Annotated in this window: 23 protein-coding genes and 2 pseudogenes; 22 read left to right on the forward strand and 3 right to left on the reverse strand. The window is 42.4% G+C overall.

The annotated features are described in order from the left end of the window. The first annotated feature begins 297 nt into the window (after positions 1-297). The 11 genes from BM278_RS07495 to BM278_RS07545 all read left to right on the forward strand — a co-directional run bounded on the left by BM278_RS07495 (position 298) and on the right by BM278_RS07545 (position 11,811). A complete protein-coding gene (locus BM278_RS07495) occupies positions 298-1,371 on the forward strand; it encodes an ABC transporter ATP-binding protein (RefSeq protein WP_090948737.1) in 1,074 nt (357 codons plus the stop codon). Then, the gene (locus BM278_RS07500) at positions 1,361-2,152 is read left to right on the forward strand and encodes an ABC transporter permease (protein ID WP_090948738.1); all 792 of its coding nucleotides are present in this window, start codon (positions 1,361-1,363) and stop codon (positions 2,150-2,152) included. The genes BM278_RS07495 and BM278_RS07500 overlap by 11 nt, the downstream gene beginning before the upstream one ends. Before the next feature lie 10 nt (positions 2,153-2,162). Next, complete coding sequence (locus BM278_RS07505; protein ID WP_090948739.1) at positions 2,163-2,969, forward strand: ABC transporter permease; 807 nt, start codon at positions 2,163-2,165, stop codon at positions 2,967-2,969. Then, positions 2,966-4,039, forward strand: coding sequence for an ABC transporter substrate-binding protein (locus tag BM278_RS07510; protein ID WP_090948740.1), 1,074 nt, complete (start codon positions 2,966-2,968; stop codon positions 4,037-4,039). The genes BM278_RS07505 and BM278_RS07510 overlap by 4 nt, the downstream gene beginning before the upstream one ends. 23 nt (positions 4,040-4,062) lie before the next feature. Continuing rightward, complete coding sequence (locus BM278_RS07515) at positions 4,063-5,169, forward strand: site-2 protease family protein (RefSeq protein ID WP_090948741.1); 1,107 nt, start codon at positions 4,063-4,065, stop codon at positions 5,167-5,169. Positions 5,170-5,458: 289 nt separating this feature from the next. Beyond that, positions 5,459-7,060 carry an alpha-glucoside-specific PTS transporter subunit IIBC gene (locus tag BM278_RS07520; RefSeq protein ID WP_090948742.1) on the forward strand — a complete coding sequence of 534 codons (1,602 nt, stop codon included), beginning with the start codon at positions 5,459-5,461 and terminating at the stop codon, positions 7,058-7,060. A 156-nt stretch (positions 7,061-7,216) separates the two neighbouring features. Then, a complete protein-coding gene (locus tag BM278_RS07525) occupies positions 7,217-8,545 on the forward strand; it encodes a 6-phospho-alpha-glucosidase (RefSeq protein ID WP_090948743.1) in 1,329 nt (442 codons plus the stop codon). Between the two features lie 113 nt (positions 8,546-8,658). Further along, positions 8,659-9,432, forward strand: coding sequence for a MurR/RpiR family transcriptional regulator (locus tag BM278_RS07530; protein WP_090948744.1), 774 nt, complete (start codon positions 8,659-8,661; stop codon positions 9,430-9,432). Further along, complete coding sequence (locus tag BM278_RS07535) at positions 9,429-9,950, forward strand: hypothetical protein (RefSeq protein WP_090948745.1); 522 nt, start codon at positions 9,429-9,431, stop codon at positions 9,948-9,950. The genes BM278_RS07530 and BM278_RS07535 overlap by 4 nt, the downstream gene beginning before the upstream one ends. A 16-nt stretch (positions 9,951-9,966) precedes the next feature. Next, positions 9,967-10,473: a PTS sugar transporter subunit IIA gene (locus tag BM278_RS07540; protein WP_090948755.1), complete on the forward strand. Its 507-nt coding sequence runs from the start codon at positions 9,967-9,969 to the stop codon at positions 10,471-10,473. 162 nt (positions 10,474-10,635) lie between these two features. Further along, on the forward strand, positions 10,636-11,811 hold the full coding sequence (locus BM278_RS07545; protein WP_090948756.1) for an RNA-guided endonuclease InsQ/TnpB family protein: 1,176 nt from the start codon (positions 10,636-10,638) through the stop codon (positions 11,809-11,811). Positions 11,812-12,354: 543 nt separating this feature from the next. Here the strand turns inward: BM278_RS07545 and BM278_RS07550 are convergent. Together BM278_RS07550 and BM278_RS07555 are read right to left on the reverse strand one after the other, a co-directional pair. Then, entirely contained in the window at positions 12,355-13,728 is a 1,374-nt protein-coding gene (locus tag BM278_RS07550; RefSeq protein WP_090948746.1) for a sensor histidine kinase, read from the reverse strand. Next, the gene (locus BM278_RS07555) at positions 13,718-14,380 is read right to left on the reverse strand and encodes a response regulator transcription factor (RefSeq protein ID WP_090948747.1); all 663 of its coding nucleotides are present in this window, start codon (positions 14,378-14,380) and stop codon (positions 13,718-13,720) included. The genes BM278_RS07550 and BM278_RS07555 overlap by 11 nt, the downstream gene beginning before the upstream one ends. Positions 14,381-14,638: 258 nt before the next feature. Between BM278_RS07555 and BM278_RS07560 the strand changes: the two genes are divergently transcribed. The 10 genes and pseudogenes from BM278_RS07560 (at position 14,639) to BM278_RS07610 (ending at position 25,167) form a co-directional block, all read left to right on the forward strand. Further along, positions 14,639-15,082 carry a PepSY domain-containing protein gene (locus BM278_RS07560; protein WP_090948748.1) on the forward strand — a complete coding sequence of 148 codons (444 nt, stop codon included), beginning with the start codon at positions 14,639-14,641 and terminating at the stop codon, positions 15,080-15,082. Positions 15,083-15,115: 33 nt separating this feature from the next. Then, a complete protein-coding gene (locus BM278_RS07565) occupies positions 15,116-16,318 on the forward strand; it encodes a S1C family serine protease (protein WP_090948757.1) in 1,203 nt (400 codons plus the stop codon). 129 nt (positions 16,319-16,447) lie between these two features. Further along, positions 16,448-16,627: pseudogene (locus BM278_RS07570) on the forward strand (Mpo1-like protein); the annotation flags it as partial. Positions 16,628-16,863: 236 nt separating this feature from the next. Beyond that, complete coding sequence (locus BM278_RS07575; protein ID WP_064553426.1) at positions 16,864-17,421, forward strand: NfeD family protein; 558 nt, start codon at positions 16,864-16,866, stop codon at positions 17,419-17,421. After that, complete coding sequence (locus BM278_RS07580) at positions 17,421-18,923, forward strand: flotillin family protein (protein ID WP_064553424.1); 1,503 nt, start codon at positions 17,421-17,423, stop codon at positions 18,921-18,923. Before BM278_RS07575 ends, BM278_RS07580 begins: the two co-directional genes overlap by 1 nt. A 255-nt stretch (positions 18,924-19,178) precedes the next feature. Beyond that, on the forward strand, positions 19,179-20,099 hold the full coding sequence (locus tag BM278_RS07590) for a diacylglycerol kinase (protein WP_090948750.1): 921 nt from the start codon (positions 19,179-19,181) through the stop codon (positions 20,097-20,099). A 155-nt stretch (positions 20,100-20,254) separates the two neighbouring features. Continuing rightward, positions 20,255-21,631: a 23S rRNA (uracil(1939)-C(5))-methyltransferase RlmD gene (gene rlmD / locus BM278_RS07595; protein ID WP_090948751.1), complete on the forward strand. Its 1,377-nt coding sequence runs from the start codon at positions 20,255-20,257 to the stop codon at positions 21,629-21,631. Positions 21,632-22,025: 394 nt separating this feature from the next. Then, entirely contained in the window at positions 22,026-23,330 is a 1,305-nt protein-coding gene (locus tag BM278_RS07600) for a DNA methyltransferase (protein ID WP_208601766.1), read from the forward strand. A 3-nt stretch (positions 23,331-23,333) separates the two neighbouring features. Next, positions 23,334-24,470 carry a DUF262 domain-containing protein gene (locus BM278_RS07605; RefSeq protein WP_244151118.1) on the forward strand — a complete coding sequence of 379 codons (1,137 nt, stop codon included), beginning with the start codon at positions 23,334-23,336 and terminating at the stop codon, positions 24,468-24,470. Then, the gene (locus BM278_RS07610; protein WP_244151119.1) at positions 24,457-25,167 is read left to right on the forward strand and encodes an MAE_28990/MAE_18760 family HEPN-like nuclease; all 711 of its coding nucleotides are present in this window, start codon (positions 24,457-24,459) and stop codon (positions 25,165-25,167) included. The genes BM278_RS07605 and BM278_RS07610 overlap by 14 nt, the downstream gene beginning before the upstream one ends. A gap of 218 nt (positions 25,168-25,385) precedes the next feature. Here BM278_RS07610 and BM278_RS19635 read toward each other — a convergent pair. After that, positions 25,386-25,644 (reverse strand): annotated as a pseudogene (locus tag BM278_RS19635) (transposase); the annotation flags it as partial. A gap of 308 nt (positions 25,645-25,952) precedes the next feature. Here BM278_RS19635 and BM278_RS07615 point away from each other — a divergent pair. After that, positions 25,953-26,467: UPF0236 family transposase-like protein (locus BM278_RS07615; RefSeq protein ID WP_208601767.1), on the forward strand; the 515-nt coding region annotated here is incomplete at its 3' end.

A 26,467-nucleotide genomic window follows, 5' to 3' on the forward strand; every position in this document is an offset into this window, starting at 1 on the left:
CGCTACGGTTTTTATCTTACCTATGAGGAATTAAAACATTCTAGCGTGATATGCATGATAGCTGTTCGGTTTTATCGCACCGATGAGCGATTGCGATAGTGTTTGGTAGGCCTTCTTTCAGACTGGCCTATATGCACATTCTCGTTTCTCTCTAGCGTGATGCTAGTGGAGAAACGAGTTTTTTATTGCACTTTTATTGTGTGCATGTTCTAATAGTGATTGATAGGAATAGGAAGAGATTGGTCTCTTTGGTAGAGGATATATAGAAATTTGATTTTCGAGTAAGGAGTGGGGTCGATGGAGAAAGAGGCGATCATCCGCTTTGAGCGGGTGACGAAGGAATATGATGGGTTAGTCGTGCTCGATGACGTTAGTTTCGAGATTGAGCGCGGGAAGTTTTACACGCTGCTTGGGCCGTCGGGATGCGGGAAGACGACGATTCTGCGTTTGATCGCGGGGTTTACGGAGCCGACGAAAGGAACGATTTATTTTCACGGGAAGCCGGTGAATCACGTTCCCGCCAATAAGCGGCAAGTGAATACGGTGTTTCAAGATTACGCCTTATTTCCGCATTTGAACGTGTTTGAAAACGTGGCGTTTGGATTGCGGGTTAAAAAGAAAAAGCGTTTGGAAATTGAAGAAAAAGTAAAACAGGCGCTTCGGTTTGTGAATTTAGAAGGATACGAGAATCGCAGCATTCAAGAAATGTCTGGGGGCCAGCGGCAGCGGGTGGCGATTGCGCGTGCGATTGTCAACGAACCAGAAGTGCTTCTGCTCGATGAACCGCTGTCGGCGCTTGATTTAAAATTACGCACCGAAATGCAATATGAGCTCCGCGAATTACAGCGCCGGTTAGGGATTACGTTTATTTTTGTCACACATGACCAAGAAGAGGCGTTGGCGATGTCGGACCAAATTTTCGTGCTGAATAAAGGGAAAATCCAGCAAAGCGGCACGCCAAAAGAGATTTACGATGAACCGGTTAATCGGTTTGTCGCTGATTTTATTGGTGAATCGAACATTTTGCGAGGTACGATGATTGAAGATTACCTGGTCGAATTCGCTGGGAAGCGGTTTACGTGCGTGGACAAAGGCTTTCGTCCGAACGAGCCGGTCGATGTTGTCATCCGTCCGGAAGATTTGGAAATTACGACGAGAGATCAAGGAAAGCTCCAAGTGCGCGTTGATTCGCAGCTGTTCCGCGGCGTACATTACGAGCTGTGCTGCTATGACGAAGATGGAAATGAATGGCTCGTCCATTCGACGAAAAAGGCGGAAGTAGGGGAAGAAATCGGGCTTTATTTTGATCCAGAGGACATTCATGTCATGCGCATCAGCGAGGATGATGGTGAGGGATCCGATGAAAAATAGCGTACGTAACGTTTACTTATTTCCGTATGTTATATGGATTGGGTTATTTGTCGTCGCGCCGATTTTATTAATTTTATATTATTCGTTCTTTGACATTGACGGGAATTGGACGTTGGCCAATTATAAAACATTCTTTACGCCGATTTATTTAAAGATGGCGGCTAGTTCTGTTTGGTATGCGTTTTTAATTACGTTTTTTTCATTGCTTGTCGCGTATCCAACCGCATATTGGTTGACGAAAACGAAGCATAAACAACTTTGGCTTTTGCTTATGATTTTGCCGACGTGGGTGAATTTGCTTTTAAAAGTGTACGCGTTTCTCGGCATTTTTGGCACATACGGATTGGCAAACGCGATTTTAGAAACGATCGGAATCGGCACGAAACAAATTTTGTTTACCGATTTTAGTTTTGTGTTCGTGTCGGTATACATTTTTATCCCGTTTATGATCTTGCCGATTTTTAACTCGCTTGAGGAACTGAATCCGTCGCTGATTGACGCGGCGCGCGATCTTGGCGCTTCGGCTTGGACGACGTTTCGTCGCGTCGTTTTTCCGCTTACGCTAGATGGGGTGAAAGCGGGATGTCAAGCGGTGTTTATTCCGTCGTTATCGCTGTTTATGATTACGCGTTTAATCGCAGGGAACCGCGTCATTACGCTCGGTACGGCGATTGAACAACATTTTCTCGTCACGCAAAACTGGGGCATGGGTTCGACGATTGCGGTGTTTTTAATTATCGCGATGGCTATTGTGGTGATCGCGACAGGAAATCGGAAGTGAGGGTGAGGCGATGCGAGGCAATAAAAAGTGGGCGAACGCGTATTTAGTGTTCGTGTTTCTCATTTTGTACACCCCGATTATTTATTTAATTTACTATTCGTTTAATAGCGGCGGAACGATGCATGATTTCGAAGGGTTTACGCTGGAATGGTATAAAGAGGTGATCGGTGATACCCGTTTATGGATTATCGTGTTAAATACACTGACGATTGCCCTTTTGGCTGCGGCGATTTCCACTATTCTCGGCGTGATGGGAGCGCTTGCGATTTATTATGTGAAAAAGCGGCAAATGAAACAGCTGCTTTTAACGTTGAATAACGTCTTGATCGTCAGCCCCGATGTCATTATCGGCGCCTCATTTCTCATTTTGTTTACGATTATCGGCATTCAGCTCGGTTTTACGTCGGTGCTGCTGTCGCATATCGCGTTTAGCGTTCCGATCGTCGTGTTGATGGTGCTTCCAAAATTGCAGGAAATGAGTCCGACACTGATTGATGCGGCTCGCGATTTAGGGGCGAATCAATGGGATGTGCTGACGAAAGTAATATTGCCGTTTATTACTCCTGGTATTTTCGCTGGTTTTTTCATGGCATTGACGTATTCGCTTGATGATTTCGCGGTGACGTTTTTTGTGACAGGCAACGGTTTTTCGACGTTATCGGTCGAAATTTATTCGCGGGCGCGTCAAGGAATATCCCTATCGATTAACGCATTATCGACATTGTTGTTTTTGTTTACGGTTGTGCTGGTGATTGGCTACTACTTTATTAGCCAGAAAAGCAGTACCTTATACGGAATGAGAGGACGACGAAAATGAGAAAGCTTATATCATTTTTTGCGGCCGTTTTTTTCGCCTCGTTTGTACTGCTTTACGTATCTGTCCAGCTGAATAAAACGGAAGGATATGCTGGAGAAAATACATTGACGGTGTATAACTGGGGCGATTACATCGATCCTGCGCTTATTAAAAAGTTCGAAAAGCAGACGGGCATAAAAGTCATCTACCAAACGTTTGATTCCAATGAAGCGATGATGGCGAAAATCGCCCAAGGCGGCACGACGTTTGACGTTGCTGTTCCGTCCGAATATGCAGTGAGCAAAATGAAGGAAGATGGATTGCTTATTCCGCTCGACCATTCAAAATTGCCAAATTTAAAATATATTAATCCACGCTTTTTGAATTTATCGTTTGACCCGGGCAACAAGTATTCCGTCCCATATTTTTGGGGAACGGTCGGCATTGTCTATAATCGGGAAATGCTTGGCGGCAAAAAAATAACGAGCTGGAACGATTTATGGGATAAAGATTTGCGCAATCAAATTTTGTTGGTTGACGGCGCGCGCGAAGTGATTGGCATGGGGCTCAACAGTTTGCATTATTCGTTAAATGACACGAATAAGAAACACTTACAAGAAGCGAAAGAAAAGCTGGATCGCCTTACACCGAACGTAAAGGCGATTGTCGGTGATGAGATTAAAATGCTTTTGGCAAATGAAGAAGCGGCGATCGGTGTCGTTTGGTCAGGAGACGCAGCGGAGATTATTGCGGAAAATGACAATCTCGATTACGTTGTGCCGAAAGAAGGATCAAACTTATGGTTCGATAATATGGTCATTCCAAAAACGGCGAAAAATATTGAAGGAGCGCATCGATTTATTAACTTTATGCTTGATCCGAAAAACGCCGCGCAAAACGCGGAGTATGTCGGCTATTCGACGCCGAATGAGAAAGCGCTGGACTATTTGCCGAAAGAAATCACCGAGGATAAACGGTTTTATCCAGATTTTGAATCGATTGGCAACTTGGAAGTGTATGAGAATTTAGGAAAACGGATGCTTGCTTACTATAATGAACTGTTTTTGCAGTTTAAAATGCATCGGAAATAAGGGGAAAAGGGAGACGGAGAGAATTGAAGCGGTTTAAAAAGGTGTGGCTTGCGTTTTTGTCTGTTGTTTTGTTTCTGTCGGGAAAACTGAAGTGGATGCTGGCAATTTTTAAGTTTTTAAAATTCAGTTCTCTCATTTCTTTATTTATTTCGATCGGCGCGTATGCCGTTGTATACGGATGGAAGTTTGCGGTTGCGCTCGTGTATTTGATTTATGTGCACGAAATGGGCCATTTGTTTGCGGCGAAAAGGTTGGGAATTCCAACATCGAAGGCGATTTTTATTCCGTTTGTCGGAGCGCTTGTTGCGATGAAGGAAGAACCGAAATCGGCGAAAGATGAGGCGTATTTAGCGTACGCAGGTCCGTTGTGGGGGACGTTAGGGTTTCTTCCGGCTTTACCATTGTATTGGCTGACGGGAGAGCCATTTTGGGCAGTAGTCATTGTGCTTGGAGCGCTCGTTAATTTGTTTAACCTCATGCCCTTGCACCCGCTTGATGGCGGGAGAATTGTTGGGGTGATTTCGCCAAAACTATGGTTTCTTGGCCTTATAGGAATGACCGTTTATTTTCTTTGGAAACCGGGACCGATCGCCCCGCTCATTATTTTGTTAGGCGCCGTGAAATGCTGGGAGCTTTTGCGCCGGGAGTTTCGCTGGAAAAAGGCGCAAATTCATAAAGAAATCAATGAATCAGTATTGCAGGCGCTCGAACGGTACATGCTTTTATCAGAAGAGGAACGGCAAGAAATGTATTGGCATTGGGAAGATGAGATCGAACGGACGGAGATGGAGTTATCGCGAAGAAAAACATGGTACATCCCCATTTTCCAAGATGAGCAGAAGCTGCAAAACTATCGTTTGGAGCGGTATGTGGAAAAGTATAATCAGTTATTAGAGGCAACTCGATGGGGCGTATTGCAGGAACAAACCGTTTCAGACTTTATCCGTTCGCTCCAAAAAGAAATAGAAGAAAACGAACAAGAAATACAGAAGCAAACAGTGTATTATCGTGCGGATGCGAAAACAAAATGGACATGGCTATGTTTATACCTTGCGCTTGCGGTCGTTCTTGCCGTGTTCACAGCGTACGGGCAACAGATTATGGATGAGAATCAGTCGTTTATTTCATAATGAAATCAAGGGCGGCCCTTCAACAGGAACGTTTAGTTCTTTTTGGGCCACCCTTATTTTGTTTTCTTTTCTTCACAGTGGTGGGCATATGGAAAATATCTATAGTATTCCATATATAGCTGCCCATTTTGGGAATTTTCCTGAATTTTGGGAAAAAGAACAAGAGAAGTGAAAACGAACAGCTTGCTTTTGCTTTATTGTTTGCCAAAAACGATCATGTTATAAAGAAAAAAGAAAGCGCTACCAAAAATAAGATCGAACGAAAACCTAAGAAAGGGAGTGAGTGGACATGATGCAAAAAATTCAGCGGTTTGGCGCAGCGATGTTTGTGCCAGTATTGCTTTTTCCGTTCGCTGGCATAGTTGTCGGCTTGACGATCTTATTTAAAAACCCCGATATCATGGGATCCATGGCTGATCCAAACGGAATGTGGTACAAGTTTTGGACGGTAGTAGAAGAAGGAGGATGGACGGTCTTCCGGCAAATGCCGCTATTGTTTGTTATAGGGATTCCGATCGGGTTGGCAAAAAAGGCTCATGCGAGAGCTTGCATGGAAGCGATCGTTACTTATTTAACATTCAATTATTTTATTAACGCGATATTGACACTTTGGGGAGATAAATTTGGTGTAGATTTCAGCCAGGAAGTTGGCGGAGTTAGCGGTTTGACAATGATAGCGGGAATCAAAACGTTAGATACGAGCATTATTGGAGCGATTGTTATCTCTTCCATTGTCGTAGTGCTTCATAACCGTTATTTCGATACGAAACTTCCTGATTTTCTCGGCATTTTTCAAGGTTCATCATTTGTGGTGATTATCGCATTCCTTGTGATGCTCCCAGTTGCTCTAATAACAGCATATGTTTGGCCGATCGTACAACATGGCATCGCATCTTTACAAGGATTTTTGGCAAGTTCAGGAGTATTTGGGGTTTGGTTGTATACATTTTTAGAGCGCATCCTCATTCCAACAGGATTGCATCACTTCATCTACGGCCCGTTTGTCTTTGGTCCTGCGGTTGTTGAAGGGGGAATCGCGAAGTATTGGATGGAGCATTTATCAGAATACGCGACATCTGCCCATTCTTTAAAAGAAATGTTTCCAGAAGGCGGGTTTGCATTGCATGGGATGTCTAAAATCTTTGGTATTCCAGGCATCGCATTAGCGATGTATGTAACTGCAAAACCAGAAAAAAGAAAGCAAGTTTCAGGATTATTAATTTCTGCCGCTTTAACGGCTGTTATTGCCGGAATTACAGAACCGATTGAGTTTACTTTCCTGTTTGTGGCACCTTGGTTATTTGCTGTTCATGCTGTTTTGGCAGCAACGATGGCAGCAGTAATGTATGCGTTTGGTGTTGTAGGAAATATGGGCGGGGGTCTGCTAGAAATCGCTACGGCAAACTGGATTCCATTATTTAAATATCACAGCATGACTTATCTCATCCAATGGATAATCGGTTTCGCGTTTATGATTATTTACTTCTTTGTTTTCCGATATTTGATTCTTAAATTTAATGTGGCGACGCCGGGACGCGAAGCGGATGATTCAGCAGAGACGAAATTATATACGAAAGCAGATTATAAAGCAAAAAAACAAGCTGGTCAAAATGCCAGTGGCAACAGCTATACGGTTCAAGCATTGCAATTTTTAGACGCGCTCGGTGGCCCTGAAAATATCGTGTCGGTTACCAATTGCGCCACACGCCTTCGCGTTAGCGTCAATGATGAATCAAAAGTCGCGCCAGATAGCGCGTTCAAATCTGCAGGAGCCCATGGTGTCGTTCGTAATGGCAAGGCGATCCAAGTGATCGTTGGTTTATCCGTCCCGCAAGTGCGGGAGCAGTTCGAGAAAGCTTTAGAAGAAAAGGGATTCAAGACAGGATCGTGACGATCATGATGAATAAGAAGTTGGGAAAATTCTTATTTAATGTGAAAAAGAACGAAACGTGTGATTAGGCACAGAATGGCTGGAATCCATTGTTCCCATATTTTCGGTTTGCTATAACAGTAGTGAAAGCGCTAACGATAAAAAGGAGGAAGAAAAATGAAAAAGTTTTCCATTTTGATTGCAGGCGGGGGAAGCACGTTTACTCCGGGAATTGTGTTAATGTTATTGGATAATTTAGACAAATTTCCGATTCGCAAGTTAAAGTTGTACGATATTGATAAAGAACGGCAAGGTATCATCGCCGGGGCATGTGAAGTGATTTTAAGAGAAAAAGCTCCAGAAATTGAGTTTCTCGCTACTACCGATCCGGAAGAGGCGTTTACCGATGTTGACTTTGTCATGGCCCACATTCGGGTGGGAAAATACGCGATGCGCGAATTGGATGAAAAAATTCCGTTGAAATATGGCGTGGTAGGCCAAGAAACGTGCGGGCCAGGTGGAATTGCATATGGCATGCGTTCAATCGGAGGAGTATTAGAATTAATTGATTATATGGAAAAATACTCTCCTAATGCATGGATGCTCAATTATTCCAACCCGGCAGCGATTGTAGCTGAAGCGACGCGCCGTCTCCGTCCTCATTCGAAAGTACTTAACATTTGTGATATGCCTGTCGCAATCGAAGAACGCATGGCGCGGATTTTAGGGTTAAAATCCCGCAAAGAAATGACGGTGAGATATTATGGGTTGAACCATTTTGGATGGTGGACAGATATCCGCGACAAAGAAGGAAACGATTTAATGCCTAAATTAAAGGAGCATGTTGCAAAGTACGGGTACGTTGTCAATGACGGCGGAGACAACCAGCATGTTGATGCTAGCTGGCAAGACACGTTCTTGAAAGCGAGAGACGTATATGCATTAGATCCAGGTACACTGCCGAACACATATTTAAAATACTATTTCTTCCCGGATGAAGTAGTGGCGCATTCTAACCCGAATTATACAAGAGCCAATGAAGTAATGGATGGGCGCGAAAAATTTGTATTTACGGAATGTAAAAAAATCATTGAGAACCAATCAACAGAAGGAAGCGCGCTTCATATTGACGAACACGCCTCATACATTGTTGATTTAGCGCGTGCCATCGCCTATAACACCCATGAAAGAATGCTGCTTATTGTAGAAAATAAAGGAGCTATTTCTAATTTTGACCCGACCGCGATGGTGGAAATTCCATGCATTGTCGGCAGCAACGGTCCTGAACCGCTATCGATCGGAGAAATTCCGCAATTCCAAAAAGGGTTAATGGAACAACAAGTATCTGTGGAAAAATTAGTAGTGGAAGCATGGGTCACAAAATCTTACCAAAAATTGTGGCAAGCGCTTACGCTATCTAAAACAGTGCCAAGCGCGAAAGTGGCAAAACAAATATTAGATGATTTAATCGAAGCAAATAAAGGGTATTGGCCAGAATTGCATTAAAAAGAATACGAAACAAAAAGCACAGCATTTCGTGCTTTTTGTTTCGTTTTCCTCCTTCCTTTAAAAAGAAATAGTTATTTAGTAAACTTTTTTTAAAGGAAGGAGGGTCAAAAATGAAAATCGAGGAATTGATTAATAAACATTATAATCAACTAAATGAGACCGATTTCCATATTCTAAAGTATATTTTAAACAATAAAAGCGAATGCCATAAATTAGGAATCAACAGTTTGGCAGAAAAGTGCAATGTTTCACGCTCATCCATTTTAAGGTTAGCCCAAAAGCTTGGGTTTAGTGGATATAGTGAGTTTCGTGTGTTTCTGAAATGGCAAGAACAAGAAGGAAACCATAGTGATAAAAGCCAAGTTGAAATTTTAAGAAATGATATTCTCGAAACATTAAAATATATCAAGACAAAAGATTTTTCTGACATGTGCAAATTAATCCATCACGCGCGAAGAATATTTATTTATGGAACCGGTACGGCGCAATTGGACTGTGCCTTTGAATTGCAACGAATGTTTCTGGCCGTGCAAAAATATTTGCATGTCATTCAGGCACAAACGGAATTGGAAATGGTAATTAAAAGCCTGACGCTAGATGATTTAGTCATTATTATTTCTTTTTCCGGAGATACTCCGACGATTTTTCCGGCAGTTCAGTCATTGGTCGCGAAAGGAATCCCGTTTATTTCAGTAACAAACTTAAAAAATAATCGGTTGGCCAGAATGACTCCTTTTAATTTATATGCTAATAGCTCGAGCAACGAATTCAGCGATGGCACTAAACTCAACACGTTTGCCTCTTTTTTTATTATAGGGGAGATGCTGTTTAGCCACTATGTCGATTATCTTAAGCAATTGAATAAAAATGGTGAATCATCATGAGAAAATCGAAAAATTTTTTGGCTGGGAATTCTCGCACCATACCGGCGAAAAGTATTGTTCTTTTTAAAACGGCCATTTACTTTTTTTATGCAATACCATTGATTTTTGTCACTTACCTTTACTTAATAGCGCTTCATGCACAGGAAACATTTTTCACGCCGGTGATCCGCGAGCCGATCATCACTATTATGTTTGTTATAGCGATGCTAAATCCTTTTTTTGCCGTATTAACAAAAGTAGCGGTAAATGATTTAGAAAGCAAAAAACATGTGAAGTTATCCTATGTGACATTATGGATGGTAGCTGTATCTCAATTGCTTATTGGCAATCTCTTTGGGAGTATCATCCTCTTGCTCGGTTTGTATCAACAGAGGAAAGAACAACCAGCTTTATTAGAAAAGAAGATAGATTTTAAATATAAAGGAGCATACGTCAGATTTTTGGGGAGCACATTGGTATTTTTTCTCTCTATCGTTTGTTTATTTTTATTAATTAAAATACATTTTCCAAACGGGTAGAAAGATGGGTGAAGAGATGCTAAAAAAATTGTTTAGTAAAAAAATAGAAACTAGAGTAGTGGAAATATACTCCCCGCTTGATGGGGAAGCAATACCGCTAGAAGAAGTTCCTGACCCTGTATTCGCCCAAAAAATGATGGGAGACGGTTTAGCGATTATTCCGAAGAACGGAAAAGTAGTTTCCCCTATTAACGGAAAGGTTGTGCAAATTTTTCCTACGAAGCATGCAGTCGGTCTTGTTTCAGAAGAAGGATTAGAAATACTTATCCATATTGGGTTAGAAACTGTAGAGTTAAATGGAGAAGGGTTTGAAGTTGAGGTAAATGTTGGGGAAACAGTGAAAGTGGGAGATCTTTTGCTAAATGTAGATCTTGACTATTTAGAGCAAAAACATAAAGAAATCGTAACCCCGATTGTTATTACCAATATGTTTGATAAAGTAGGAGATTTAGAATACGTCGAAAAGAATAATGCAGTCACAAGAGGGGATGTCATCATGAAATGCAGTGTAAAAGTGATTTGAACCCTATATCGATCAAAAATAGATTTTAACATTTTTCCCGAGAAGTCTCCCTTCCTCTAAACGGAGTGAAGAGGGAAATGAATCGGGAAGTTTTTTATTCACAAAAACGAACATATGTGCTATAATCAAATCATCCATCAAACAAAGAAAGAAGGAATGCTCATGCTTCGGGGCCAAAAAGTGTTCTTCCGGGCATCGAAAGCGGATTTGGACCGATTGTACGCCTGCAATCGCGAATCCGCCCGTGTTTGGAATGAATGCCTCCGCTTAGCCAAAGAATACTTTCTCCAACATGGATGCTGGATTACCAAAAGCGAGCTGCAAAAACAAACGAAAAGAAAGTTCCATCTTCACAGCCAATCGATTCAAGCCGTCTGCCACAAATACCTCTTCGCAAGACAAGCCGCTCACCATGCGATCCAACAAGGACATCCTGCCCGCTATCCCTACAAGAAAAAGAAGTACTTTCCAACGAAATGGGCGAAAGACGGTTTCAAAGTGTATGAAAACGGAAAAATCGAACTCTCCATGGGCATCCATCACGGAAAACGGGAAAAGCCGATTGTCGTGTATGCGTCACATCTGCCAAAGGGAACGATCAAAGAAATTGAGTGCTGTTTTGATCATGGTCTTTATTTAGCCGTGACGTATGAAGATGGACAAAAGGCGAAAGCGTATGAACCGGGGAAAGCCGTTGGAGTCGATCTTGGGGAAGTACATACCATAGGTGCGTTTTGCGAAAACGGGCAAGCCCTCCTCATCACGGGAAGAAAAATACGCTCCCTTCACCGGCTGCGGAATAAAAAACTGGCGGAGATCCAGCGGCGTCAATCGAAATGTCAAAAAGGATCACGCCGATGGAAAAAGTATGAGCGGGCGAAACAATACGTGTTGTCGAAATCCGAAAGACAGCTGCGGGATGCGCTCCATAAAACGACCAAACAGTTTGTCGACTGGTGTTTGAAGCAATCTGCCTCCGATGTGTATATCGGAAACGTCGAAGGAGTGCAACGAAACACGAGAAAGAAAAAACGTACGAGCCGCAAACAAGCGCAAAAGCTCTCGAATTGGTCATTCGGGAAAGTGAAGCAGTATCTCACTTATAAGCTGGCCCAACACGGCATTCGCTTGCATGAAATCGAGGAATCGTATACGAGCCAGACATGTCCTGTCTGCCGAAAGAGAAAAAAAGCATCTTCCCGCCTGTTTGTGTGCCGGTGTGGGTATGAGGAACATCGTGACGTTCACGGCGCGAAAAATATCTTAAGCAAGGCGCTGCATGGTGCCTTTGTTCATTGGGACATACAAACGAAGCTGACGTATCTACGGATTGCGTAAGCAAGAAGTAGTAGAAGGGTTGGACCGCCCCATCGGTGTGAGGCCGATGTTGCTTACTGGACCCATCAAGGAGGCTTCCGATGCATTCATCGAGTGGAAGGAGAACTCCTTCTTCCGCGCAGAAGCTTCTTTGGTGGAGATGGTAAGAAACTCCCACCTCTTCATGGGATGAAGATGGGAGAGGTTCATTTGCTCGGTCATATATGTTGTTTTTTCTTTGATCGTCTCGTATTGTGTTGATAAGCAGCAAGTTTTTTTCATACATTAGTTTTTCTCTTAATGCGAGTATGGCGATAGTTTCTTCATTTTGTTCTAATGCTAGCTTTGCATGGCGAGTCCGTTTTTCGATCATTGTTTTCGCATGCGTGATTAGCGATTCATACCGTTGTTCTAACACTATTTGCTGGGCGATTGCTTGTTGGGCGTTTTCGATTTGATCCTGCAGTTCGCGTGCATTGTAAGAAAGAAAAGAGAAAATTAGGTGAAAAACAAGGACAAAGAAAAATTTTTCATAAAAAATGCTTTCCGTCCATGGAAAGCATATTAGCAAGGGATTTTTACGATAAATTCCGAACCTTTGCCGACTTCGCTTTGTACGTGAATGGTTCCGCCGTGAGCCTCGACGATCCATTTGGCGATGGACAAACCGAGTCCATGGCCGCCTTGCTGGCGCGACCGCGCTTTGTCGACGCGGTAGAAGCGGTCGAAAATGCGGTCAAGCGATTCAGGGGGAATGCCGATCCCGGTGTCTTTGACGGAGATCGTGAGCATTGGTTGTTTCGCTGGATTGACGGCAATGCTTAACGTTACTTCGCCGCCGTCTGGAGTATACTTGATCGCATTATCGAGCAAGATATATAACAGCTGCGTCAGCTTGTCGGCGTCGGCGGTGATCATGACCGACTCAGGAGAATGAAAGTGCATGCGAATATTTTTTTTCGACGCTAATTCTTCCAGTAAACGTAGCGTCCGCTCCGCATGTGGGCGAAAGTCAAACGTTTCTTTGACTAGCTGCAGAGAGGCGTGTGCGGAATCAGCACGGGCGAGCGTCAATAAATCGTTCATTAGTTTTGTCATTCGTTTTATTTCTTCCCGGAGCCGATCGAGCAGTTTTTGCGTAAATTCATTTTTTGTTAATTCTTCTTCCATTTCCAGCGCTTCGACGGAAGATAAAATGACGCTTAATGGCGTCCGCAGTTCATGGGAGGCGTCGGCAACGAATTGTCGCTGGCGATGATACGCCTCCTGAATCGGAACGAGCGCTCGTTTCGACATAAAGTAGCTTAACAATACGGCGACGCCGATAAATAAAACGGCAAGGCCGATTAGTACAATTAGCAGCCATTGAAACACATTGGAAAATGAAGTTACATCCATGCCAATATATAACACGCCGAGCAAATGGCCGCGAATAACAATCGGGCGGGCGGCGGTCAACAGTTTTAGCTCATGGGAATGAAAACGGGAAAATGGATGAATATTAGCTGGAAAATTGACTTTTATATAGGTTAGTTCGTTTTCATTTAACTCGGAATTTTGCAGCGCTTCTAATAGAAACGGACGCATGCCTTTGTTTACTTCGTCGCCCATGAGAAGTTCGCCGTCGGTGCCGACGACATAAAAAAAGAATTGGTCTTCGCTTAAAAACACGACATTTTCCTCATCCATAAAAGCGAAATCGCTTTGTTTGAGCAAAAATTGCTCAATCGCTTTTTGTTCCTGATTGGCGAGGCTTGTGATCCGCCGCTCTTGGTCATTCGTAACAATCATATAAAAAAGGAAGCAAACGATCACGATGAACAATGTTAAAAACACCATTAAGATGCCGCTATATAATGCTGTCAAGCGCCATTGTGTCCGGTGAAACATATCGGTGTTTTTTATCTTCAATAAGAAAGCGTTCCATTTACTTGTCAATTTTATATCCCACCCCGCGCACCGTTTGAATGGCGTCGCCTTTTAGTTTTTTCCGCAGCAATTTAATCGTCGCATCAATCGTTTTCATCGAAACATCTGCGTCCAATCCCCAGACGCGGTCAAGGATCGTTTCGCGCGGCACGACGCGCCCTTTGTTTTGCAAAAGCAGGTCCAATACTTGAAATTCGCGCGGGGTTAGCAAAATTTCTTCATCGCCGCGATAGAGTGTATGGCTCGTACGGTTAAGCACGAAATCATGAAAGCGCACCGTTTCTTCTTGAAGCGGGACGAACGTGCGCCGCGCGAGCGCCTTCAGGCGGGCCATTAATTCATCAATTTCAAACGGCTTGACGAGATAATCGTCCGCACCGGCTTCTAAGCCTTCGACACGGTCTTCGACGGCATCTTTTGCCGTTAACATGAGAATGGCGCCAGTGTAACCGTTTTTCCGTAGCCGTTTGCAAATTTCCACCCCATCCCCGTTTGGCAGCATCCAGTCGAGAATCAACACGTCATAAAACGAGGCGAGCGCGTAATCGTACGCATCTTCTCCTTCCTGCACCCAATCGATTTGATCGACACCTTTTTTCTTTAACATATGCACGATTAACTCGCCCAAATAGAGGTCATCTTCGGCGAGAAGAATTTTCATCTCGTTTCCTTCCTTTCTATGGTTCCTACTTCCCTTTATAAACATCATAACAAATGATTGTGAAAAATAAATGAAAATGCGAAAAGCGGCTCAAGTCGCAATGATGGTGTAACGTTATCGGTATAGCGTACTTGGAACACCGCAAAGCAAAATCGCTTTTTATGTTACAACATTTCCAAAATTCCATCGCCGATTTTTTCACCATATTTTCACCTTTGCTTTTTACACTATTTCTTGACAAAACAAAAGGAGGAACGGATGGTGAAACGAATAAGGCAAGCGCATTTATGGATTGGATTGATTACTTCCATTTTCTTATTAGTAGAGGCGGTAACAGGGCTTTTACTCGCGGAACCTTGGCTGATTGGCGAGCAAGAAAGAGGAGAACATCGCGCGCTGATTCCGCAAGATGGAGCTTCCGCACTACCGTCGCTATCAGAAAACGCGCGGGGATTTTCTGAAAGCGCGGGAATGGCAGAAAAGGGACGGAATGGCGGAGAACCGGCGTCATTAGCTGGCATCATTCGCGGATTGCATGAGGGCAGGATTGGACAATGGGATGTTTCGTGGGCGGTTGATACTGTGGCAATTGCGATGATTTTATTGACGGTATCAGGAATTTATTTATCCATTCGACTGCTTGCGGTGCAACGAAATAGAAATAGAAAAAGAAAACGTATGTTGCATACGACAATAGAGTAAAAAAAATAAAGAAAGGGGAAATGTGGAATGGATATGAATATGACGCGATATGAACAACCGATGCCAGCGTACAAGCCGCCGAAGAAAAGACGTTTCTTTTCTTGGCTCGCCGCTTCGCTTGTCGGCGCGGTGATCGGAAGCGGACTTACGTTATACGCGGCGCCGATGATGGGGATTCCTTCGACTTCCTCATCCACAAAAGAATCAAAAGAAACGAACGTTTCGACGAAAACGCTTCCTCTCCAGCCGACCAAAAGCGCTTCTAATAACATGGTGACGGCGATTGAAAACGTCGCCGACGCGGTCGTTGGCGTAGTGAACATCCAAAAGCAAGCGGACTTTTTCTCCGATAGCGTTCAAGATCAAGAAGCGGGAACCGGTTCAGGAGTCATTTTCAAAAAAGATGGAAATATAGCGTACATTGTGACGAACAACCATGTCATTGAAGGGGCGAATAAAGTAGAAGTATCGCTTGCCGATGGCGAAAAAGTGAAAGCGGAGATCGTCGGCGCCGATCCGTTAACGGATTTGGCGGTGTTAAAAATTCCTAGCAGCCACGTCAAAAAAGTAGCTGTCTTTGGCGATTCTTCGCAGCTGCGCATCGGGGAGCAAGTCGCAGCGATCGGCAATCCGCTCGGCTTAGATTTATCGCGAACGGTGACGGAAGGAATCGTGAGCGGCAAACGGACGATGCCTATTTCTACTTCCGAAGGGGAATGGGAGTTAAATGTGATTCAAACGGATGCCGCGATTAACCCGGGAAACAGCGGCGGCGCGTTGATTAACAGCGCCGGGCAAGTCGTGGGAATTAATAGTTTAAAAATTTCCCAAACTGGAGTGGAAGGATTAGGATTTGCGATTCCGAGCGAAGATGTAAAACCGATCATCGAGCAACTGATGCAATATGGAAAAATCAAACGCCCGTATCTCGGCGTGCAATTAGTTGATGTGTCCGATCTTTCTGATTCGGTAAGGAAAGAACAGCTGCAATTGCCAAGTGATGTTGCCACAGGGGCGGCTGTCACGGCGGTAGAACCGTTCTCGCCGGCGGCGGACGCAGGCATTCAGACGAAAGATGTCATTGTCGCGATCAATGGCGAAAAAGTGGATAGCGTTGCTGCGCTGCGGAAATATTTATATACAAATACGAAAATCGGAGAGCGTGTGCAAATCGAGCTTTGGCGGGACGGAAGCAAGAAAACCGTGTCGCTGCGGCTGAGCGAGCGGAGCCAATGAGATAACCAGCCCTTCTGAACGATTCATTTAGAAGGGCTGGTTGTTTTTATTGGAAAAGGAGTATAATCCGATGCATAGAATATAAATATGAAAGCGCTTCACTTATTATAGAGCAGGGGGGGATGGGGGATGGAGTTTCGAAGTTATGAGGAGTTCTGGCCGTTTTATTTGTCGCAGCATAGCAAGCCAGCCACAAGACGTTGGCATTTTATCGGAACGAGTTTCGTATTTTTGTTTATCATCGTAGCGATGGTGACATGGAACGCTTGGTGGCTGCTTGCCGCGCCGGTGACTGCTTACGCTTTCGCGTGATTTAGTGGGAGTAAGGGTCATCCGTTTGGATTTTCGCATGTCTAGGACAGCTATAAACAAACAACAGATGTGCGTTTTGAAAGCAGCAGCTCAATAAACATAAAGAGGTGCCTTTATTTTGGGGATATGTAGGGGAATGTCGAAAAGATGTAATATTTATCTGAAAAGAATGAAACAGAAACACGTGCTATTCGTATAATTAAATAGACGCTAATAGAAAGAAGGTGCAGGGATTGTTCGGATATCCATTAGAAACGGTGTATTTGGCCGTGCTTGCTGTAAGCGGTGGATTGACGCTATTATACATTTTTTTAAGCGATATCATCGATGGCGTGTTTGATATGCCGGACCATCCGTGGTTTAGTCCGCAGCTTATTTTGTCGTTTCTCACTGTCGGAAGTGCGTCCGGTTATTTGTTCGAGCGATATACAGGGTTATCCAGCTTGCTTATCGGATTGTGCAGCGCGGGGATCGCGATCATTGTCGTATCGCTTTTGCACTTTTTCGTGTTTGTTCCGCTGCGCTCGGCGGAAACGTCGCTGAACTATTCGGAGACGGACTTGGAAGGTTCTCTCGCGAAAGTGGTCGTAACTGTGCCGCCCAATGGATTCGGCGAGATTTTGCTGCAGCGGAAGAGCGGTGCGGTTTCAAAACCGGCAAAAAGCATCGGCAACGAAGAAATTGCCTCAGGAGCGGAAGTAATTATCGTGAAAATGGAAAACGGCGTCGCCATTGTGGCGAAGCACGATCCATATGATATTTCATTATTGCACAAAGGGGGATATGCATAATGACGCCAATTTTAATTGTCATCGGTGTAGTTGCGCTGCTTCTTATCGGACTAATCGCTATTTTTGTTACTCGTTACCGAACCGTTGGGCCGGACGAAGCGCTGATTGTGACGGGCAGTTATTTAGGCAGCAAAAACGTGCATGTCGATGAATCTGGAAATAAAATTAAAATCGTCCGCGGCGGTGGAACGTTTGTACTGCCGATTTTCCAACAAGCGGAACCGCTCAGCCTTCTTTCGATTAAACTTGATGTGCAGACACCGGAAGTTTACACGGAACAAGGCGTTCCAGTCATGGCAGACGGAGTGGCAATCATCAAAGTAGGCAGCTCCATTGGCGAAATCGCTACAGCAGCAGAGCAATTTTTGGGGAAAACCCGTCAGGACATGGAAAATGAAGCGAAGGAAGTATTAGAAGGGCATCTTCGCTCCATTCTTGGTTCGATGACCGTCGAGGAGATTTATAAAAACCGCGACAAGTTTTCTCAAGAAGTGCAGCGTGTTGCTTCGCAAGATTTAGCGAAAATGGGGCTTGTCATCGTATCGTTTACCATTAAGGATGTGCGCGATAAAAACGGCTATTTGGATGCGTTAGGAAAACCGCGCATCGCCCAAGTGAAACGCGATGCTGACATCGCAACAGCAGAAGCGGAAAAAGAAACGCGCATTAAGCGCGCGGAAGCGGATAAAGAAGCGCGCAAAGCGGAGCTAGAGCGCTTGACGGAAATCGCGGAAGCGGAAAAAATCAATCAATTGAAGCTTGCCGAATTCCGCCGTGAACAAGATATAGCGAAAGCGCGCGCCGATCAGGCGTATCATTTGGAAGAAGCGAAAGCAAAACAAGAAGTGACCGAACAGCAAATGCAAATTAAAATTATCGAGCGGCAAAAGTTAATTGAGCTCGAAGAAAAAGAAATTTTGCGGCGTGAGCGCCAATACGATTCCGAAGTGAAGAAAAAAGCGGACGCCGAACGCTACGCGATCGAGCAGGCGGCTGCGGCGGAAAAAGCCAAATTAATGGCGGAAGCGGATGCGCAAAAATATCGTGTCGAAGCGATGGCGAAAGCGGAAGCGGAACGGATACGGCTTGACGGGATCGCCAAAGCCGAAGCGGAAAAGGCAAAAGGGGAAGCCGAAGCGGAAATTATCCGCTTGAAAGGACTGGCTGAAGCAGAAGCCAAACAAAAAATTGCCGAAGCGTTCGAACGGTATGGCCAAGCTGCGATTCTCGACATGATTATCAAAATGCTTCCTGAATACGCCAAACAAGTGGCAAGCCCGCTTGCCAATATCGATAAAATTACGATTGTCGATACCGGTTCAAACGGCGCCAATGGCGGTGCCAACCGTGTAACCGGGTACGCAACCAATTTGATGGCGAGCTTGCAAGAGACGCTGAAAGCTTCTGCTGGCATTGATGTGAAAGAATTGCTTGAGAACTTTTCAGGAAAAGGAAATGCAAAAGCTCAGGAAGAAGCGGTGGAAAAAAACGAAAGCAAGTAAACGTGAAAGCGATACAGCGAAAAAAGGCGTCAGCAACGCCTTTTTTCGTGTCAGCGCTCGATTTGCGCAAGGAAAAATCCCCTTAATGGAGTGCTTTTATTTTTTATGTAGCGAAAAACGAAAAGCAAATGGCGTACAAAAAATCGAGGTTCACCATTGACAAGGCGAAAACATTGCAATGGTCGGTTTATTTCGATATCATGTTAAATAGTGGAAAAGTTATAGTGATTGAATCTAACAATGGGATGATGGAATATGAAAAGAGCAAGAATTATTTATAATCCAACGTCGGGTCGAGAAATATTCAAGAGGCATTTGCCAGACGTGTTAGTGCGATTAGAAAAAGCGGGCTATGAAACATCTTGCCATGCGACGACAGGTGCGGGAGATGCGACGGAAGCAGCGCGGAAAGCGGTGGAGCGCGAGTTTGACTTGGTCGTCGCCGCCGGCGGGGATGGAACGATTAATGAAGTGGTTAACGGAATTGCCGATCAAGACTATCGTCCAAAGCTGGCGATTATCCCTGTCGGCACAACGAATGACTTTGCCCGCGCCATCGGCGTGCCGCGTTCGATTGAAGGGGCATGCGATATTATCGCCAACGGGGAAGCCGTTCCAATTGATATCGGCTCCGTAACCAATGAAGGAAAAACGCGCTATTTTATTAACATCGCGGGTGGCGGCCGCTTAACAGAACTTACATATGAAGTGCCAAGCAAGTTAAAAACAATGCTTGGCCAGCTTGCCTATTACTTAAAAGGAATTGAGATGCTGCCATCGATTAAAGCGACAGAAGCGCGCATTGAATATGACGGAAAAGTGTTCGAAGGTGAAATTATGCTTTTTTTAGTGTCGCTCACCAACTCTGTCGGCGGTTTTGAAAAATTGGCGCCTGATTCTTCGCTGAACGACGGCATGTTTGATTTAATTATTTTAAAGAAAACGAATTTGGCTGAGTTTATCCGGCTTGTGACGCTTGCGGCGCGCGGCGAACATATTAATGATCCAAATGTCATTTACACGAAAGCCAACCGCATTAAGGTGATGTCGCCGATGCAGTTAAATTTAGATGGAGAGTTCGGCGGCATGTTGCCGGGGGAATTTGTGAATTTGTACCAGCATTTAGAAATATTTGTTGCAAAAGAAAAAGCGGAACAAATAAGAGCGGGTGAATAGCCTGCTCTCTTTTTGTGTTGCCCGGAATTGTGTGCTACAATCGTGACGGCACCGTGTCTATAGATCTGGAAGATAAGCAGTTTGCCACAGATTTTCGGATAAAAAGCGAAAAAAATTTTATATAAAGTGTTAGTTTTTTGAAAGGTGAAGAAACAATGGAGAATATCGAAGCACCAGTAACGAAAAATGAATATTATGACGTGACATTTGAAGATTTGACACATGACGGGTTAGGTGTCGCGAAAATCGATGGATTCCCGATTTTTGTCAAAAGCGGCTTACCGGGGGAAAAGGCAAAAATTAAAGTCATTAAAGTGAAAAAAGGATATGGCTACGGACGCCTCATCGAGCTGTACGAGCAAAGCCCGGACCGCACCGAGCCGCCGTGCCCGGTTTACAAGCAATGCGGCGGCTGCCAGCTGCAGCACTTAAGCTATGAAGGCCAACTGAAGGCGAAGCAGAAACATGTGAAAGAAGTAATGGCGCGCATCGGGAAATTGGAAAATGTCATTGTGCACCCTGTCATCGGCATGAAAGACCCGTGGCGTTACCGCAACAAAGCGCAAGTGCCTGTCGGCGAGCGCGAAGGCGGGCTTGTCGCCGGCTTTTACCAAGAGCGCAGCCACGAAATTATCGATATGGACGCATGCCTGATCCAGCAAGAAATGAATGACGTTGTCGTGCAGACAGTGAAAAAGATTTGCGAAAAATACCGGATTCCTGCTTACAATGAAGCGACGCATAAAGGAGTGCTCCGCCATATTATGGCGCGTTACGGGGCGGCGACGAAGGAGGTTATGGTCGTCCTGATTACCCGTACGGTAGAGTTGCCGCACAAAAAGAAATTGGTGCAGGAAATTATTGATTCTGTGCCAAATGTGAAGTCGATTATGCAAAACATCAATCCGAAAAAGACGAACGTCATTCTGGGCGATGAGACGAAAGTATTGTGGGGAGCCGAATACATTTACGATTACATCGGTGACATTAAGTTCGCGATCTCGGCACGTTCTTTCTATCAAGTCAATCCCGAGCAGACGAAAGTGCTGTATGAAAAAGCGTTAGAGTACGCGCAATTAACTGGAGAAGAAACGGTCATTGACGCTTACTGCGGCATCGGCACGATTTCCTTGTTTTTAGCGAAAAAAGCGAAAAAAGTGTACGGTGTCGAAGTCGTGCCGGAAGCAATCGAAGACGCAAAGCGCAATGCTGCATTAAACGGCATTACCAACGTCGAATTTGCTGTTGGTGAGGCGGAAAAAATCATTCCGAAATGGTACGAGCAAGGCATCCGCGCCGATTGCGTCGTCGTCGACCCGCCGCGCAAAGGCTGTGACGAAACGCTTTTGCAAACGATCATCGCCATGAAGCCAAAGCGTGTTGTATACGTTTCTTGCAATCCGGCGACATTGGCAAGGGATTTACGAATCCTTGAAGACGGCGGGTATCAAACGATCGAAGTGCAGCCGGTGGATATGTTTCCGCATACCGCCCATGTGGAGTGCTGTGTGTTGCTCGTAAAAAAGCTATAACTTTAAAATAAACATTTGTGATTGAAAATAAAATTTTGCGAAAAAACAGGAAGACAGGGGAGAAGGGGAAATCCTTCTCCTTCAAGCTTTGAACCCACTTTTTTTAGCAAGACTTTTATTTTTTATTTGCGAAAAAATCGAAGAATAGGCGTTGTGGCAAGAATTGATTTTTATATCAAACAGAAAATTTGGATTTAGTAAATTTTATCGAACAAAAAATTGAAGTATACATAGTGGATGAAGTGTCTTTAACAAGTATGATTAGGACTTTTTTATTTTAGGGTAAATTGATGAAGAACTTTATGATAAATATAATGAAGGAATCTTATGTTAATTACGCGTTATAATAGTGTAAATAAAATTTTTATAGAAAAGACATAAGGATGAGGTTATGATGTTATTGGAAGTATCTAACAATCCTAAGAGAGATTTTTTGTATAAATTTGGGAAAACAGCATGGTATGAGTATTATGCAGGATATTCACCTCGATTTGTTAAAAATATTTTAGATATCCTTAATCTACAAGAAGGGGATATTATATTAGATCCTTGGAACGGAAGTGGAACAACAACTCAAGTTGCGGCAGAAAATAAATATTATTCGGTAGGATTTGATATTAATCCTATTATGGTAATAGTTTCAAAGGCGAGGTGCGTTAATAGAAATTCTATACCAAAGTTATTAATGATATGTGAAAAAATAATAAAGAAAGCAAGATACTATAGGAAATATCCTTGGATTTCGCCCGAACCACTAGAAATTTGGCTAACACCAAAGAGTGCAAAAGTATTTAGAAATATTGAAAGAGCGATTCAACAGATTGCATGTGATAAAGATAAATATTTGATAATTTTTTATGAAGAGAGTTTGGAATCTATAAACAGTGTGGCTGCCTTTTTTTATGTTGCATTATTTAGAACCTTAAAAAAATTTTTGGAAAAATTTAGAGCATCTAACCCTACTTGGATTAAGAAACCAAAATCTCCAGAGGAAAGAGTTGATTTAAAAAAAGAGGATATTTTTAGGGAGTTCCAATATCAAGTTGAATTTATGATAAATCAATTTGAGCATGAATCAGATAGTTATGTTGATTTAGAACGATTAACGAAAATAGATATAGCATCATCGGATAATATTCCTCTTAAAGATAATGAAATAGATGCAGTTATTACCTCTCCTCCATATTGTACAAGAATTGATTATGCTGTTTTAACTAGTTTAGAATTAGCTCTTATAGGATGTCCAATTGAGGAAATGAAGAAATTAAGGAAAAGAATGATTGGATCACCTGTTATTAATGAAAATATTCCAACATTAAATAGCAATTGGGGAAAAACATGCCTTGAAACATTATCAAAAATAAATAGTCATAATTCCAAAGCATCAAAAACTTATTATTACAAAACATATTTACAATATTTTGATTCAATTTATAAGTCGATTGTAGAAATTAATCGTGTGTTGAAGCGAAATGGATATGGTGTCTTTGTTGTTCAAGACTCATATTATAAAGATGTACATGTTAACTTATCACAAATTATAATTGAAATGACAAAAGGTTTAGGATGGACTCAATGTTGTAAAGAGGATTTTGAATCAAAAGTTTCAATGGCAGAAATAAATCCAAAAATCAGAAAGTATAGAGCAAATACTAAAAGTGTGGAAAGTGTTATTATATTTAAAAAAACGAGGGGATGAAAAGTGGAAAAATCTCGAATTACAGATAATGAACTTATAGAAATTGTTGATTCTAAGATAAAAAAAGTCAGAACGAGAAGTTTAGATTTGTCATTTAATGAGTTGTTAGACATGTACGAAAATGGTGAACTTATAATAGACCCTGATTATCAGAGATTATTCCGTTGGTCTGAAGAAAAACAATCTCGCTTTATAGAATCTCTAATTTTAGAAATGCCTATCCCACCAATATATGTAATTGAGAGAGAAGAAGGAGTATATGAACTAATAGATGGTTTACAAAGGATATCTTCTTATTTACATTTTCGCGGTTCATTAAAAACCAAGAAAAACCAATATTTAACATTAACTGGGTGCGATATAGTTAATCAATTAGATGGCTACACATATAATGATTTGCCAAAGCCACTTCAAATAAAACTAAAAAGGAATTTTGTACGTGTTGAAATTATTAGAAGAGAAAGTGACCAGAGATTACGCTATTATATGTTTAAAAGGTTAAATACAGGTGGGGAACTTTTAAGTGAACAAGAAATAAGAAATTGTACTATTAGGTTGTTAGATGATAAATTTAATGAGTTTATTATTGAATTAAGCAAAAATGAGGATTTTGTAAATTGTATATCCAATTTATCTGATGAAAAGAAAGATCAAAAATATGATGAAGAATTAGTGTTACGATTTTTTGCCTTTAAAAATTATCGCCATAAATATCGACATGATGTCGGATCCTTTATGACGGATTATATGGAAGGGGTCTCTTATAAGAAAGGAGAAGAGGGACATATAGAATTTGACTATGATAAGGAAAGAGAAATTTTTAATAAAACTTTTAAAGTACTTAATTTAACTTTGGGAGAATATGTTTTTTCTAGAACGAATAACAATGGAAAATTTATATCTTCTTTTTCTCCTTATCATTTTGAAGCTTTTACTTTAGGAATACAAAAATATTTAGACCAAATTAATTGTGATAATGAATTTATCGAAAAATTAAAAAATGAATTTATTGAAATAAAAAATGATAGTAATTTTAAAGCATTAACAACAGGAGGAGGTAAAAATACCCCTAATCAATTAGCGCAAAGAATTAAGTTTGTTGAGGATCGGGTAGGTGCACTAATAAATGAGAGAAATTGATTTAATTGATATCCGTTCTCAACTTGAAGAGGAAATGACATGGAGAAGTAATGAGATTAGATTATTACGTAATCAGCTTGCTTATATTGAAGATGATGAAGATAAAAAAAGATATAGAAAAGCATTAGTTGTTATGCTTTATTCACATTATGAAGGGTTTTGCAGAACAGCTTTTCTAATTTATGTAGATGCTATCAATAAAGCGAAAGTCCTACGCAAAGCAGCTAATGATTATATAGTTGCATGTTCTTTTGCAGAAGAATTTCAAGCTTATGAGGATGCTAGTAGAAAGCCTGAAATTTATAGGAAAATTTTTGGGAATAAATTACCTGACGATACAAAATTACATTCTTATGCCCGTCAAGTGGATTTTATTTCCAATATGCATTCTTTTTTAGATAAGCCGGTAACTATACCTGATACGGTTGTAGATACAGAATCTAATCTTTGGCCTGTTGTTTTAAAAAAGATATTATTTAGATTGGGTTTGCCATATGATGCTTTTAAAGAATATGAAGGCCAAATTACAATGTTATTGAATAGGCGTAATGGAATTGCACATGGTCGTGATAAAGAAGGGTTTGATGAAAACACATATTCAGAAATTGAAAAGGCAACTTTTGAAGTAATGAAAGCAGTTATTGAAGTTATAATGAGTGCTTTAAAAGAAAAAAGATATTTAAAAGAAAGTTGCTAATTAAGTAAAGTGGCACTGGTAAATCGACAGAAGTAAAAAAGTTAATTAAGCATCCTGAGTATTGTATGTTCATAATCTATTTTTTAATCAAATCCTAATATTATTAAAATTCCCTTTATTTAATTCCAACAGCCAGCTGGTCCGTTTGCATGTTTGGAGCATGAAGAATCCCGCGAATCTCCCTCAAGCAAAGCATCCTGTATATACTTTGGTGTGGCGGTGGAGAGCTCTCCATCTTTTGTGAGTGGAAAGATGTACGAGGTCAACGTCTTACTCGGGTCGTCAACTGACGTGGATACGAAATTTCAATCGCCTTTTCGTTCTTCTATGTGTTCATAAGGTGCGTCTCTAGCTGCTCTTCTACTTGCGCCTCGAGAATTTGATTCAGGACTTGTTCCGGCGGATTGGTTAATCTCTCATCTTTGGTCATAACTCATGCAAAAGTTCATCATTTACGGTAATATGGCATAGAGCCATTGTTGCTTTCCTCTTTATGTTTAGTGTTTTTTGTTCGCTGTTTATTCTATACAAAAGGGGGAGCAACGTGGCTCTTTTTCTATCCCCTTTTTGACAGTAGGTTTAATTCATTATGTGTGAGTAAAATGTTTGTGGGAGAAATTCTTAGAATTCCCCGATGAGGGGGTTGGGAACGTAGGTTCGCAATCCCCCTCATCGGGGCCACCAAGCGAAGCGCGGTAGGATCCCAAGCAGGAAACATGAAAAAAGGACTCTCTCCCTGGTAAGATATTCATTGACCACACTATCAAACAGGAGGAGAGAGTCCCATGAATATTCAACAACATCTTACCACAAATTCGTTGACATGGAAAGAGATCGAACTTGATTTGTTTCGAGCCTTGCAAAACGCCTTCGCCGAACTGTTTACGGCTTTGTTGGAGGACATCGATCGACAATTGGCGGAAACCCGGGACAAGCGCCGGTACCACTTGAAAGACAAACGACGCACTACGATTCAAACCTTGTTTGGCGAAGTCACTTTTGAGCGGAACTACTATTTAGATCGAGAACAAAACCGTTACACGTTTTTGCTTGACTCCTTTCTAGCGTTTGATGGATCGCAATCAATCAGCCCTTGTCTAGAAGAAACAGCGGTGGGATTGGCGGTGGAGTGCTCTTCCTATCGCAAAGCGGCTCGTACACTTGCCCAGATGATCGGGTATCCGGTGATGAGCCATGAGGCGATCCGCCAGTTGGTGCTCGAAGCTGAAGCTCCGCTGCACTGCCCGGTCAACCAGCGATATGGACGGGTGCTGTTTGTGGAGGCCGATGGACTGTTTGT

The sequence above is a fragment of the Parageobacillus thermantarcticus genome (genome assembly GCF_900111865.1).
Classification (GTDB): domain Bacteria; phylum Bacillota; class Bacilli; order Bacillales; family Anoxybacillaceae; genus Parageobacillus; species Parageobacillus thermantarcticus.

Excerpts from the sequence above, each read along its gene's own strand:
- BM278_RS07495 (WP_090948737.1), top strand. The coding sequence starts at position 298 with ATGGAGAAAGAGGCGATCATCCGCTTTGAGCGGGTGACGAAGGAATAT.
- BM278_RS07505 (WP_090948739.1), top strand. The coding sequence starts at position 2,163 with ATGCGAGGCAATAAAAAGTGGGCGAACGCGTATTTAGTGTTCGTGTTT.
- BM278_RS07525 (WP_090948743.1), top strand. The coding sequence starts at position 7,217 with ATGAAAAAGTTTTCCATTTTGATTGCAGGCGGGGGAAGCACGTTTACT.
- BM278_RS07535 (WP_090948745.1), top strand. The coding sequence starts at position 9,429 with ATGAGAAAATCGAAAAATTTTTTGGCTGGGAATTCTCGCACCATACCG.
- BM278_RS07590 (WP_090948750.1), top strand. The coding sequence starts at position 19,179 with ATGAAAAGAGCAAGAATTATTTATAATCCAACGTCGGGTCGAGAAATA.
- BM278_RS07560 (WP_090948748.1), top strand. The coding sequence starts at position 14,639 with ATGGTGAAACGAATAAGGCAAGCGCATTTATGGATTGGATTGATTACT.
- BM278_RS07610 (WP_244151119.1), top strand. The coding sequence starts at position 24,457 with ATGAGAGAAATTGATTTAATTGATATCCGTTCTCAACTTGAAGAGGAA.
- BM278_RS07540 (WP_090948755.1), top strand. The coding sequence starts at position 9,967 with ATGCTAAAAAAATTGTTTAGTAAAAAAATAGAAACTAGAGTAGTGGAA.
- BM278_RS07520 (WP_090948742.1), top strand. The coding sequence starts at position 5,459 with ATGATGCAAAAAATTCAGCGGTTTGGCGCAGCGATGTTTGTGCCAGTA.
- BM278_RS07500 (WP_090948738.1), top strand. The coding sequence starts at position 1,361 with ATGAAAAATAGCGTACGTAACGTTTACTTATTTCCGTATGTTATATGG.
- BM278_RS07530 (WP_090948744.1), top strand. The coding sequence starts at position 8,659 with ATGAAAATCGAGGAATTGATTAATAAACATTATAATCAACTAAATGAG.
- BM278_RS07565 (WP_090948757.1), top strand. The coding sequence starts at position 15,116 with ATGAATATGACGCGATATGAACAACCGATGCCAGCGTACAAGCCGCCG.
- BM278_RS07580 (WP_064553424.1), top strand. The coding sequence starts at position 17,421 with ATGACGCCAATTTTAATTGTCATCGGTGTAGTTGCGCTGCTTCTTATC.
- BM278_RS07545 (WP_090948756.1), top strand. The coding sequence starts at position 10,636 with ATGCTTCGGGGCCAAAAAGTGTTCTTCCGGGCATCGAAAGCGGATTTG.
- rlmD (WP_090948751.1), top strand. The coding sequence starts at position 20,255 with ATGGAGAATATCGAAGCACCAGTAACGAAAAATGAATATTATGACGTG.
- BM278_RS07600 (WP_208601766.1), top strand. The coding sequence starts at position 22,026 with ATGTTATTGGAAGTATCTAACAATCCTAAGAGAGATTTTTTGTATAAA.
- BM278_RS07555 (WP_090948747.1), bottom strand. The coding sequence starts at position 14,380 with ATGAAAATTCTTCTCGCCGAAGATGACCTCTATTTGGGCGAGTTAATC.
- BM278_RS07510 (WP_090948740.1), top strand. The coding sequence starts at position 2,966 with ATGAGAAAGCTTATATCATTTTTTGCGGCCGTTTTTTTCGCCTCGTTT.